Annotated in this window: 10 protein-coding genes; 5 read left to right on the top strand and 5 right to left on the bottom strand. The window is 60.7% G+C overall.

Translation table 11 applies throughout. The features are described from left to right. Positions 1 to 69: 69 nt before the first annotated feature. The 5 genes from ACFX4T_RS07230 to ACFX4T_RS07210 all read right to left on the bottom strand — a co-directional run bounded on the left by ACFX4T_RS07230 (position 70) and on the right by ACFX4T_RS07210 (position 5,001). Positions 70 to 372, bottom strand: coding sequence for a hypothetical protein (locus tag ACFX4T_RS07230; RefSeq protein ID WP_377651305.1), 303 nt, complete (start codon positions 370 to 372; stop codon positions 70 to 72). A gap of 412 nt (positions 373 to 784) precedes the next feature. Continuing rightward, a complete protein-coding gene (locus tag ACFX4T_RS07225) occupies positions 785 to 1,621 on the bottom strand; it encodes a recombinase family protein (protein WP_377651351.1) in 837 nt (278 codons plus the stop codon). After that, a complete protein-coding gene (locus ACFX4T_RS07220) occupies positions 1,504 to 2,166 on the bottom strand; it encodes a recombinase family protein (RefSeq protein ID WP_377651304.1) in 663 nt (220 codons plus the stop codon). The genes ACFX4T_RS07225 and ACFX4T_RS07220 overlap by 118 nt, the downstream gene beginning before the upstream one ends. An 853-nt stretch (positions 2,167 to 3,019) precedes the next feature. Then, positions 3,020 to 3,814 (bottom strand): hypothetical protein, encoded by a 795-nt coding sequence (locus tag ACFX4T_RS07215; protein ID WP_377651303.1) that lies wholly within the window; start codon positions 3,812 to 3,814, stop codon positions 3,020 to 3,022. An 818-nt stretch (positions 3,815 to 4,632) separates the two neighbouring features. Beyond that, a complete protein-coding gene (locus ACFX4T_RS07210; RefSeq protein ID WP_377651302.1) occupies positions 4,633 to 5,001 on the bottom strand; it encodes a helix-turn-helix domain-containing protein in 369 nt (122 codons plus the stop codon). A gap of 252 nt (positions 5,002 to 5,253) precedes the next feature. On the opposite strand from ACFX4T_RS07210, the gene ACFX4T_RS07205 reads away from it, so the two are divergent. The 5 genes from ACFX4T_RS07205 (at position 5,254) to ACFX4T_RS07185 (ending at position 12,754) form a co-directional block, all read left to right on the top strand. Further along, positions 5,254 to 5,430 carry a hypothetical protein gene (locus ACFX4T_RS07205; protein WP_377651301.1) on the top strand — a complete coding sequence of 59 codons (177 nt, stop codon included), beginning with the start codon at positions 5,254 to 5,256 and terminating at the stop codon, positions 5,428 to 5,430. A gap of 137 nt (positions 5,431 to 5,567) precedes the next feature. Beyond that, the gene (locus tag ACFX4T_RS07200; RefSeq protein WP_377651300.1) at positions 5,568 to 8,954 is read left to right on the top strand and encodes a hypothetical protein; all 3,387 of its coding nucleotides are present in this window, start codon (positions 5,568 to 5,570) and stop codon (positions 8,952 to 8,954) included. A gap of 640 nt (positions 8,955 to 9,594) precedes the next feature. Continuing rightward, positions 9,595 to 10,053 carry a hypothetical protein gene (locus tag ACFX4T_RS07195; protein WP_377651299.1) on the top strand — a complete coding sequence of 153 codons (459 nt, stop codon included), beginning with the start codon at positions 9,595 to 9,597 and terminating at the stop codon, positions 10,051 to 10,053. A 116-nt stretch (positions 10,054 to 10,169) separates the two neighbouring features. After that, on the top strand, positions 10,170 to 11,435 hold the full coding sequence (locus ACFX4T_RS07190; RefSeq protein ID WP_377651298.1) for an AAA family ATPase: 1,266 nt from the start codon (positions 10,170 to 10,172) through the stop codon (positions 11,433 to 11,435). 2 nt (positions 11,436 to 11,437) lie between these two features. Beyond that, complete coding sequence (locus ACFX4T_RS07185) at positions 11,438 to 12,754, top strand: hypothetical protein (RefSeq protein ID WP_377651297.1); 1,317 nt, start codon at positions 11,438 to 11,440, stop codon at positions 12,752 to 12,754. Positions 12,755 to 12,778 lie beyond the last annotated feature (24 nt).

Genomic DNA, 12,778 nt, shown 5'->3' with positions numbered 1-12,778 from the left:
CGACGACCGTGAGTCAGGGAGAGCGCAATGCATGCCGGGCGCAGGAGGCCCCTCGTTGCGCTAACTGAACTAGTCCAACAACCACTGGCTGTACCCGGGGTTCGGCTCAGCAGTGGCAGGTGTTCGTGACGCGCCACCGGCAAGGATGACGGCGAGCCGTTCGCGCCGCTCCTGTGAAAGGGGCGGCGCCGAGGCAACTATGCGGTCGATCGCGGCCTTGATGGTCTCCCGTTCGGTGAGGAGACCGGGTGCTGGCGCGAGCGGTTCGCCTGAAGCGACCGCTTTGAGAAGGGGGGACTGTTCTTCGAAGCCGCTGTCCACAGCTTCTTGGAGGGTCCGACGGTTAGGCGATGTAAGGATGGCGGCAGGCAAGGGCCCACTCCTCTCGTGAGGGTTGACCACCTGTACGTCTTGCGGGACGCTAGCACGCTCTACCCCGCCAGGATCGATTCTGGCCGACCCGACCTCACCAGAGGTGACTCGTAGGCTCATCATGCGCTGGAGATCGCACTCGCCTCAAGCGTGGGAACAATAACGACGGAGGGATCCCATCCCCTTTGTACCGCCGGGTGCATCTGACCGTTTGGTCAGACAATCAACACAATAGTCAATATCTGCCGCGAATTGGCGTTGCAATATGTCATTAAATGTGGCTCACCGCCAAGTGACCGCCAAGGAGCCCGGATTGAACGCCTTGACTCCCGTGGGTGCGGGAAAAGCCGCACTTCGCAGAGGATGTTGATGATTTGTCGTCGGGCGGCGAGATCGCTCGCATCGAAGGCATTCACGGATCCCGGGACTCCAGCACGCTGTTGCGCGACATCCCCAGTGAGAGCCTCAGCCGGTCCACTTCAAGAGTGTCAATGGCGGCATTTTCACGGTCCCGAATGCGCTTGAGATCGAAGCCTTCAATGACTTCGCTATCGTAGTCCCGCTGCGCCGTTTGAATTCTTGCCCGGTGCTCGTCTATCTCGTTTTTGATCTCCTGCAGACGCGGCTCATCCGCAGATGGCAGTAGGTCCTGAACATCCGGCAGTCCGAGTCGCCGCCGCACGACCTCGACAACGAAGTCATCGATCTGTTGTCGGGAACGCTTGATGTGGCCCTCGCATCGATACCGTGTACCGCGTGCCTTCACCGGCTGGCCGCACACCCCGCACCGAAACAGTCCCGAGCCCAGATGCTTCCTGTCAGTCCCCGCCCGGTTCGAGAGACGTGCCGGGTCGTCGAGCCTGTTCTGGACCGCCTCCCACACGTCGGGATTCACAATCCGGTCCCATCTGCCAACAATCGGTTCGCCGTGCTCGTCACGCAGGATCCTGGCCCGCCACGACCGCCGGCGGTCGCCGTTGGATAGAACGTTCTTCGGCGTGTACGTGCTGTACCCGGCGTAGCGCGGGTTGCGTAGAATATCCAGGACCGTCGACGAGACCCAAGGGGCGTCGTCGGGAACGGGGCGCGGCTCGAGACCGTCACCAGCCCGACGCGCATTGCGCTCGATCATCACGGTGCGATTGTGCCGGGGGAGAGCTGGAATGTTAGGAAGATCCTCTCCTTCACCACCGGACAAAGCCGCTGCAATCGCCCGAAGCGACGACCCTGATGAGAAGGCAGCGTAGATCTTCCTGACGGCTTCTGCCTCGTGCTCGATGACGTCACCGTTCGTGGCGTAGCCCAGAGGACGTACACCCTTGGGGGTCTCCCTTGCTCGGCGCGTTGGCGCTGTGCTCGTGACTGTCGTTCTGCCTTGACCTCAATCTCATTGCGGGCAATCGCGGAAAACATATCGGCCGACAAACGGCCGGCGGCTGTCGTGCAGTCGATGTCGGAGCCCTTGGCGAAGGTCAGCAGGACGTTGTGACGCTGGGCGGTCTCGATGATCCTCACACCATCTGCTCGGTTCCGTTCGAGGCGAGGCCATTCCTGGGCAATGACAACGTCGATGAGGCCCGATTCGATATCCCCGAGGAGCCGTTTAAAGGCGGGTCTCTTTTTGGGGCCCTGGCCGGAGATGTCGTTATCCTCGTAGACACCAACAGACAGCCACCGTCGGGCGGCTAAGAGCGCCTCGGCGTCCTCACGGTGTCTGTCCACGCCGAGACGAGTGTTTTCGCGGTCCTGGGATATGCGCAAGTAGATTGCTGCACGACGCTGTTCGGAGGCCATGGAACCAAGCTACAGGTTCTGTAAGGATAGGCCTTGTGACCGAAGGAGCCCCGATGCCTCAGACCCCACGGCCTGTAACGCGCAGGACTGTGATTCGCTGCGAACATGGTTTCCACCATCACGCGGGTCCGCATGCTTGTGACTGGGGAAATCACGGCGACGAATGTCCTTTCGAATCGCAGGCTACTCCAGCAAATTCCTAAGTAGTGGCCGGGACCGGGGCGTGGGGCCAAAGACAGACCCGGAATCGGCACCTATCGCCGCCGGGCCCGAGCCGTGGCACCTCTCTCGCGCAGCTCATGAATAATCGAGTGGTGACAAAGGAGGTAGAGGGCGCATATTCCCTTGACCAAAAGCTACGAGCGTCTGAACCCACCACATCGTAGTCATCCGATCCCTCCACCGTTTGGTCCATGACTCCGCTGTCGTCGTCTCTCGCCTGCCTCCAGGCTCTGAGGGCTCGTCGCTTCCGGCTGAGATCACGCGGAAAGCCTTCGTGAACATACACTCCCGCTAGGGCTACTGCGTTGTCTATGAGCATGCTTGTGTCACTTTCCTGTGGGGCCCGAAATGCAGAATCCACTCGGCGACCGCGAGAGTTCTTTGCAGTTCCTCGACGAATGCTTCACGCGCCCATCCGGCGGCTTTCTCCTCTCCATGAGAAAGGAGAGCCGCTACCACCAGCCCCCGGCTGGTACTAATCATGGCCACATTCTTCCATTTTCAATGTTCCAGCCCGGTGGAGCATGGTTCCACAATCTTCAGCGCAGCAGGAACGGACCTCGGTAAACATTCGAGTTTCGACCACCCAACCAGCGCCCGGTAAAGGATGGTTGAGCGACTACAGCGATGTTTAGCGGGGGCCGCTGGCGATCCTGCGTGCTTGGGGTTGGGCCCGGAGTTCAATGAGTCGCTCTACGTCCGATGCTTGAGCGAGGCGGTGAGCTTCAGCTGCGGCCTGCATATTGTGATGTCCATCGAGCAAGAAATGCGTAAGACCCCAATGGACGTAATAGTCCGTGCCGCGGTCGACGGCCGGTGAACAAACATCAAGGATCGATACGGCCACTGCCGTTGGGGTAGACGAGTTCATGAGTTCCTGTGCGTACTCTTCCACTCGGCTGGATTCGTTCCAGTTGGGAGGGACCATCGGAACGACGAACTCAAATGCGTGTTCCGAAGCGTCGACCGGGGCTTGCCATGTCCGGTAGTACGGCGTTTGTGGATACTCGGGGAGACCCCAAAAACCTGAAGTACTCCAAGTATCGACCTGTTCCTCGCTGAAGTAATCCCCATGACCACCTGGGTACACCAGTTTGGGCTGCACACGCAGAAGTAAGGGCACGTGTGTCCCCTCCGGCAGAATCGCTGTGAATGCCTCAAGGACGCTGCCCTCGATTCTGTCGATACCCGAGTTCAGGGTCTGCTGCATTTCTGGAAGAGATAGTGTCTCCGTTGCCCCTTCCAGGCGCTTGAACAACAGTGGGCAGGTTCCACACCACCACGAAAGCTCGAACGCAGGGTCAGCACCCTGCCACAGCAGACGCCGCCCAACCCCCTGTCCGTCCGGTTTCTCTTCCTGCCTGAACTTCAATACTGACGACTCGGACTCCCTAACGAACCGGGGCTCACCCGTTTCCAACAACATGATCGGAAGTCTAGCTTCGTTGCACTCGCAAAAATCCGAAAGAAAAGTGCTGTCAGACTTCGCGTAACCGAATCAACCGGCCAGTAATAGTCGGCGCGGCGAGGGATCCTTCAACGGGCGCTGGGGGAATCCGCCACGCATGCGAGTATCGTGAGGAACTAATTGTGAAGGATTGATGCTTCAGCATGATTCCTTCCTTGACGTTGACGTAGGGCATAGGAAGGATCCTCACGGCCAAGCGCTTCCGTCCTCCGGGCGGACCTAAGATCCCTTGGGTGTTCTACATGATTCCACCTGCTGCTGTCGCAATGCTCATCGTGACGCTTATGAGAGACGTTTGGCATTGGTTCTAATCGGGGCGATGCTGCTGCTTATGGTGTGAATCCGTTCCCGTACGATTCCGGGAACCACGAGGGCAGAACGCCTATCGGCCAGTAATATGACCAAAGATTGCTATGCCGGTCCCAAGGACTATCCATGATGCCCCGATCAGCCGTATTCGACCTGTATCCCGTTGAGTCAGCCATGCTATGTCTGCACTGGCCGAAAACCACGTCCGAATGATTGCAGCGCGTCTTGCGAGACGTCTGGCGATCGCCAACCCGAACAACCCGGCGCCAACAACGACTAATCCGAACGTCGTTGCTGCCGCCAAGACAGGCTCCTCACTTTCAGCTACCTGAGCGAGCCTCACCATATCCCGTAGGCTGTGCGCCAGTGACGGAATCTAGCAGCCAAATGGCCCGTCAGCCGGTGGCTCTCCGGACGCATCAAGTGCCAGTCATAGAAAGTTGCCGTCGAGTGCAGCGTTCGTTTCGTCAGGTTTGATAGCCGCTACTTTTTCCTTCGTGGCCTTGCTTAGTGTCCAAGACCGTTGAGAACGCTGCCATGATGATGCTGATCTGCTCGCGGTTGAGTGGCGGTGCTTCTGCCGCCTTGCGCTGAGCCCAAGCCTTCAGTTCAGCGGTGTCACTGACCTGACCACGGTCCTCGGAAAGTGCGCTGTCTAGGTCCTCTGGTTTGACGTAAAGCTTTCCGCCTTCTCTAACGGCGGGGAGCCGCCCGGCTTTGATATGTCTCCGGAGGGTGTCGACGGAGCGATTACATCGTTCGGCTGCGGCCTTGAGGTCGAGCATTTTGGTGTTCTGGGTGGAGTAAATAAACGGGAGCACGATTTGGTGAGTCAAGCCTGTTGATTGGCCCTGGCTCTTCTGAGGGCGGCCAGGGGAGTGGGAGCGAATCAGTTGATCTGGCTGAGTCCGTCGACGTGGTAGGGGTCCATGAACCAGCCGGCGCCTACATCTCCACGTTATCCATCAACTGTTTTGAGTCAAATCTTGCACGATGACCCCGTCGATCTTCAGCACAATCTTCCTGCGGTCCTGTGGATGTTCCACCAGCAACCGGCAACAATGTGAGAGAGAGCGAATGGAGGGTCTATGCCTGAAGAGGTGTACGACTCGATCGCCCTTAGTCTCTGGTTCGCGACGGTCTACGTTGTGATCGAAGGGCTGCGCGATGCAGGGATCTCCAATTCGGAGGTCGCTGAGCTCCTTGGAACCGCTGGATCGGGTCCTTTCGTGACCGACATGCCCCCGAACTGCCCTGACACGTGAGTTTCACGCTTGAATATGGTCATGGACACAATGAGGCTTGGATGCGGACTGAATCTTAGAGACCTGCCGGAATCGACGACCCAGCGACGCGGTAGCCCCGCCAGGAACGAGAGACAATCGCTCCGGCGGAGTGCTGCATGAGCCTCACAGATCATCTGAGAGACTCGGGATCTCCTGTTCGTGCGTATCTCGATGGTGTCTCGCCGAGCCTGGCAGACATGCAGGGTACGTCCAGTCGGTCCCGAATAATGGCCAAGGCACTCGGCCTTGAGGAGCTGGCCAGAAGCAGGACAGTCATGCCTCCGCCACCCGGTGTCGACGCCCAACGCACAGGCACGGCGATCGACTTTCGCGTGCGCTTCGCGCTCGGGGGCTTCGACCCCTACAACTCTGCCGCTGCCCTCGGAGTCGCGGCGCTGCCCCTCTTTGAGGACGAGGTCGAGAATGGCTCCCACCGCACGCGAGTCCTCACTGAGGCTTTCGATGCCGTGACGTGTATCCTCGAGAACCCCTCGGGCAAGGCTGAACTCGACCGTGCCGCACTAGTGCTTGCTCACTGTGAGCAGGTCAGCCGCGGTGGTGCCGCGGCTCTGAAGGGATCCCTCGGTGAGGCCTTGGACCTTGCAGACACTGGCCTCTCGTTTGCCACGGCCATCGACGAGTCCTCGCTCACCGATCTCCGAATGCTCATGGAGGCCAACGACGGCCAGCTCGACAATTGGCGGTCGAGGGTCTCCGGTGGCGAGCGCCTCAAGCTGAACCCGGCTTTCATTGGCTCCGGACTCGTCGGCGGCGCTGATGCCGACTGGCTGGTGGGGGACACGCTCATCGACAGCAAGGCCTACGGGAAACTCACCGTCCCGACGCTGAGAACCTTCCTCCGCCAGCTGCTCGGTTACGTCATGCTCGACCTTGACGACGCCCTCGGCATCCGCAGCGTCGGGCTCTGGCTACCGCGGCAGAACCTGACGAGGGTCTGGAGCCTCGACCAGCTCCTTGGCGGGGAGCCCCAGGAACTGCTGCCCAAGATGCGTGAAGGTTTCCGGGTAGCCGCGGGCAAGCAACAGCTGGCAATACGCGAAACCGTGACGCAACGGCGCAAGCACCAGATCCTCGCCGACAATAAGCGCACCCCGCAACGGATGCTGATGGACTTGGCCCGAAGCGATGACACCGACATCCGCTACCGCGTCGGGCGTAACGCAGTCACTCCCGAGGAAACGGTGCGGGAGCTCGCCAAGGATCGATACGCCAAGGCTCGCGAAGGTGTGGCTCGAAACGAGCGCGCGCCGATCGACGTGCTCGAAGTGCTCCTCGGTGACAGCAGCGTCGGTGTCCGAAGAGCGGCCGCAGCGAACCACCGCACGCCGAGGTTGCCCGCGAAGGCTCTGGAGCGAGGCCGATCGGCAGCGATACAGCTTAGTCTGGCTGCCCCGGCTACCGAAAGCACCGCCGTTCTCCTCGCCAGCGGAGTTCACGCCTCGGTTGAGTTCAGCAAGAACCGCGACGGCTCGACTCTGGATTCATCATGGTTCGCCGACTTCCTGATCCTCACCCGGAGCGGCACTCCTTGGGGGGCGGAACCCCGTATCCCCGTGCCGAAAGCGAGCCAGAACGCGGCCTGGCAAGTGGGGCGCTCGCTCAAGGTTCCGGACTGGCTGAAGCCAGGCCTCCCCGACGCCGTAAATCTCGACCTCATGCGCGAGGGCCGTCCGGCCTGGGTGCGCCGGACTGTTGCCGACGGCCTGCCGGTTTCGGAGCCAGCAGTGCGCGACAGGCTGCTCGCCGATTCTGATCCCGAGATCCGCTGGTCAGCGCTATGCCGCACGGCAGCAACTCCCGATGAATCGTTGGGCGAGCTACTCGGGAAACTTGCGACTGATCGGAAGGAGCGCACGCGCTTCCGGACGAAGGGCGATGATCGTCCCAGCTGGGCGCGCGGCGGTACACCTGCCGAGCGTGATGGAGTCACTCTGCAGTTCGTAGCCTCTCACCCATCAACGCCCCTCTGGGCGCTCCGGGAGCTCATGCGCGCTAAGACCCCCGAGGTTCTAATCGCCCTCATGGAGAACCAGGCATTGCCCGGCGAGGAACTGGACTGCCTTCTCCCGAAACTGCGGGCGATACGATCCGTCGAGCCCCGCGAGCGACTGGCCGCATCTGCTCGGATACCTGCAAAGGCAGTCAAAGTCCTCGTCGACGACCGTGACATCCGCGTGCGCACCACGCTCGCAGAGAATGCGGCGGTGTCCGCCGAGGCCCTGACCAAGTTGGCACGGGACCCCGAGCCGTCGGTGCGCCTTGCCGTGGTTACGAACCCGCACGCAGCCGTCGAGCTAGCCACCTCCATCGCCAAACCACTGCTCGACTCGAGTGTAGATGAGGAGTTGCTTCAGGTCCTCAAAACGGTTGCCTGTCGCAATGATCTGGTACTTCCAGCTGAACTGCTCGAGGTTGCGCTCGAAAGGTTGTCGAAGAGCCGCGTGCGCGAGCCGGATATGAGGCTGGCCGCAGCAAGCGACGAGCGCACAGGCGCGCGGACCCTGAGGCGTCTGGCCAGGAGCGCTGACGAACATGTCCGGCGCGCCGTCGCCGAGAACACCCGCACGCCGTCCGAAGCGATGAAAGCTCTGTCGGAGGACGCGGACTCCTCGATCCGAGCCGCGGCAGCCTGCAACGAGACGTTGGACCTTGGCCTCCTCGAGGCACTCGCGCGCGAGGACGAGCCAGAAGTGGTGGCAAGCGCTGCTAGAAGCGTGCGCCTCGATCCTGTCTTGCTCGGTGAACTGCTCTTCCACGCCCACAGGTCGGTGCGATCTGCCGCGTACGGGAACCCGGCAACAAGACCCGAGGACAAGCTGAAAGCTGCTGCCGAATGGGACCGGTCTTGGAGAGAGTCAGCGCCCATCCGGGCCGACCTCGAGGACATGGCCGCGAGCAGGAGAGCGGAAGTGCGCATGCAGGTTGCTTCCGACCCACGCACTCCGCCGGACATCCTCGACCTCCTTGGCGGGGAGCGGCGCAGCGCCCGGGTGCGACGGGCCGTCGCGGCGAACCCAAATACGCCAGCAACTGCCCTGGCCTTGCTCGCCGAGGACCAGGACGACGAGGTGCGCGAGGCGGTCGCATTCAATGGCGCGACCCCGCCCGAGGTGCTCGTCGAGCTCGCGGGCAGCCGCATGGACCTCGCTCTTATCGTCGCGCTCAACCCCGATGTGCCGATCGGAATACTCGATGCACTGGTCGGGGACCCGGACCCATTGGTCAACTTCGTTGCCTCGGGCGTTCGTGCTGAGCTCGCGTGGCTGCTTGAACATCCACATCCGGCCGGGCCTATGCTGAGGACCGCCGTTGAGCAGATCAAAGAAGTTTGTGAGCTCTCCGATGGCGGCTATGGGGCCGCCTCTACCCAAAGCGAAAATGCTGAAGGGCAAGCAGTCAACCTCGAAACCTCTTCAGATTTCACCTACCGGTCGCGGGGCCGGGAAAGCTCATCTGGAACCAGATCTTCATCGTCGGGATGACGAAAGATTTCTGCTCCGGGTATTGATGATCGTTTGGTTGTAGAAGAAGTGAGCCATCTTGGGGCACCAGCCATCTCAAGGTCATGTCTACCGCTGACGAATTTGTCCCTCGGGTCCGTCGGTGGTTCTGGCCGGCTGTTTCCTCAAGCAGTGGTGGCGGATTGCCCAGAAAAAGGCGTGTCCACTGGTACGAATGGACCGCGAATTTCGGGCCAGACCCATTCAAACCCCACGGCGTTCCAGATAGCGTTCAAAGTGGCCCGCCCATCGTCCGGCGACTACCTCATAGGGTTCGAGCTAATGGGTGGGAGCGGAATCGGGAGCGGTCCTTGGTCTATGTCGCGCAGATGATGGCGAGGTCACAGGTCTTGATACAGGGACTCCGATCCATCTGTCACCCCGCTCTGAAACAGGGGTGTGTGGGTTCAACAAGCTCACGGACTATCAACTTTGTCATTCTTACCACCCTCGCTGAATTTCTAAATGTATCTGGCGTGAACGACGCTGTTTGTGAGGTGGGTTGCGCCTAGGTGCGCTGCCTGACATGGCACCGGTTGTAGCTAACGTAGGCGATGGCTACACATCCACCGTGCGGTTCTCCCGACAGGGCGTGACAGAGCCCGCGATGAGAAGATGAGCCATGGCTGTTTTCTCTGAACAAGATCGCGGGCCAATCGACGGGTTATGCGCTCAGTGGCGCAAGCTTTCGCTCATTGGAGACGCTTCCGTAGCGTATCCCGATGACTTTCCGGACGCCTGGTCCAAGGACAGGCTGGAAGAGCTGAACCTGAGGTTCTGGGGCAACCTTCTGGAGGGTAAAGAGGGTGGCGGACGCTTCGAAAGCAAATGGGAGCAGCAGCTGGAGGGAACCTCCATCGAAACCAGGTTGTTGGCCGCGGAGTGCCTGCTGGTCTACTACTTGATCACTGAATCGGTCGGGCACGCCCGGAAGCTGGAGATGGTCAACAAGACCATCGGGCCTGACCATCCAGAGCTCCACGTGGGTAGCGACAGTGAGACGTACCGGGCATTCCAAAGTTGGATTGCCCACCCTGGGCAGTACTACAACACCCGTCAGGACCTCCACTGGGCTACCTGATGGACCTGGCTTGGCGTCTCAAGCAGAAGTAACCGGAAGACAGGGCCGCGCTTCTGCACGACAACCCGTGGGGCTTCGCACAGTTCGCCGAGGAGGGAGACCGCCAGAGCGACGCGATGCGCCACGTCGTCTGCCACCTGCTGTATCCGGAGTATTTCGAGCGGATCGCGTCCAGCCAGCACAAGGCACTTGTTCTGAAGGCGTTCGGCGAACTTGACACCAGTGGGGCGGACGCCAGCGAAGACGAGAAATTGTATTCAATGAGGCAGGCCTTGAAGCAACGACTGCCTGATTGGGATGAGGACCGTCGGGACTATTACAGCTCTGACCTGGAACCCATCTGGCGACCCGTGACCAAGTCCGGTGAAAACGAAGCGCTGGACCCGGCGTTCGCCCTGGAGTTCAAGAAGCAGATCGTCTTCTACGGGCCTCCCGGCAGCGGTAAGACGTACCGGGCGGGGAAGCTGGCCGAGAGTCTGATCCGCACCGCGGCTTTGCAGCGCTGGGGCGTTGTTGGCGAGTACTTCCGGAACCCCGACGTCGTCGAGGCTGTCGCGGATCATGTGACGCGTCTGCAGATGCATCCTTCCTATGGTTACTCAGAGTTCATGGTTGGTCTACGGCTCGACGCCGACGGCGGCACCACATACCAACTCGGCGCGCTGCCGCGCCTGGTGGAGCGGATGCGTACCGAGCGCGAGCATTCGGGGGAGCGTGCACTGCCGCATGTACTGATCCTCGATGAGATCAACCGCACCGACCTGAGTTCTATGTTCGGCGAGGCGTTCAGCGCCATGGAACGCGACAAGCGGGACATCGAACTTGAGCTGTTTGCTGAGGACGGCAAAGGTGAGCCGATCCTCTTCTCGATGCCTGGAGACTTGTACATCATCGGCACGATGAACGAGATCGATCAGTCCGTTGAGGCGCTCGACTTTGCGCTGCGCCGGCGTTTCTTCTGGTTCGCAACACCCTACGACGAAGAGGACCTGTACGCGATCTGGCATGCGCAGTGGACCGAGCAGTCCGTGGCAGTAGACTGGAAGGACGGTTTGCCTCAGCTCGAGAAACTGGCCGGGTGCATTACAGAGTTGAATGCACGGATCGGCGAATTGCCCGAACTGGGCCCGGAGTACGAACTGGGCGCCGCTGTGTTCGGTGACTTGCCGTACTTCATTGGGCGCGAGTGGCTCAACAAACGCCATGGACGCAGCAGCGGCAAGTACCTGTGGGACGGCAATGGAAAGCCGCTCGCCCCGCTACGGTCGTTGTGGGCCTTGTCGATCCAACCTGTGCTCGTGCAGTACCTGGCTGGATCCGACCGGAGAGCCGAGCAGCTTGCTGAGCTCGAAGAGCTCCTGCTGACCCGTCCGAAAAATTGAATATGGCCGGCAAACGAGGCAGGAGCAACGCAGCAGGAGGATTGACGGATCGGTTGCTGATTAACGATTTGACTCCGGAGGCGTACTGGGACCGACCAATCACCGTTGATGAACACGGATGGTTGACCGACATTGCCAGGCTTTCGCCGGAGCCGTACATCTTGAACGCGCAGCTGCAGGTGGACCATGAACCGACGATGGAACCGATTCTCAGCCGTGACATCGACGGTTGGCGGGCCAACCGCTACATAGGAGAGATCCGCCATAAGGGCAGGACCCTGGTGATCAATCCTCGACTGGGTATCGAGACGATCACCGGTTGGATCAGCACGATCCTCAATGTCCAGGTACTTCCGCGCACGGCCACATATTCAAACGACGCGAGCAGTGCGGTCACTCAACTCCTGGCAGCCTTGTGGCGCGCTTCGGTGCTTACAGCCGGCCAGCACGCTTTGCCAAGGAGAAGGGAAAACATCAGTTCGCACGGGCTGACTATTCAAGGTCGGCTGGACATGCCGGCCACAGCACGTCGTCGGGCATCCGGTCGCCGGGACCTGGTCTCCACCCGCGTGGTGCGCAGTTACGACAACCCGGCTGCCCACGCGGTAGTTTTGGCGGATCGATACTTCGACCAGCGACTGGCAGGGGGTCGGTGGCGTGGCACCCGGCTTGATGAACAGCTGGCCGTGCTGCGGACAGCCGCTGGAGCCCGGCCGCAGTTTCCGACGCTGCACGAGATCCGGACCGCCTGCTACAGCCCGATCACTGTCAAATGGAGGCGGGCTGCTGAACTGTCGTGGCGGATCCTGAATGAGGATCCGCTGGGTGTCGCTGCCGACGACGAGTCGACTCACGGAGTGCTGATCGACGTCGCTGAACTGTGGGAGCTGTTCGTGTTGCACTGTGTTGGTCTGGCCTCCAACGAGCCGGTGAGACACGGAACAACTGAACAGGCCTCGGGTCACCTCGCACGCTCCACGGTCGATCCCCGTCGCGCATTGGGCAGGCTGTATCCCGATGTCCTGGTGGGAGAGCACCCGATCGTGGCACTGCTGGATGCAAAGTATAAAAGACTCGGCGGTAGGCGTGGCGTCGACCGTGATGACCTCTACCAGCTGCATGCCTACTCCTCGACGTTTGAGGTGCCGCTCGCGGCGCTGGCCTATCCGGCAACCAGCGAAGACCTGCCCTTGGATGAGCAAAACAGCCCCTGGCAGAGCAGTAACAGCATGCTTTCGTTCGTGACGTTGCCAACCGAAAGGGATGGCTGCGTCGCAAAGCTTGTGCAATGGCTCGGGAGCAACGATGCCTCCAGTTGACCGTGCTCGACTGGCCGGGTTCCA

The sequence above is a fragment of the Paenarthrobacter sp. YIM B13468 genome (genome assembly GCF_042788025.1).
GTDB lineage: Bacteria > Actinomycetota > Actinomycetes > Actinomycetales > Micrococcaceae > Arthrobacter > Arthrobacter aromaticivorans.
Note: the sequence above shows the minus strand (reverse complement) of the source record. Positions and strands in the feature narration are given on the sequence as shown.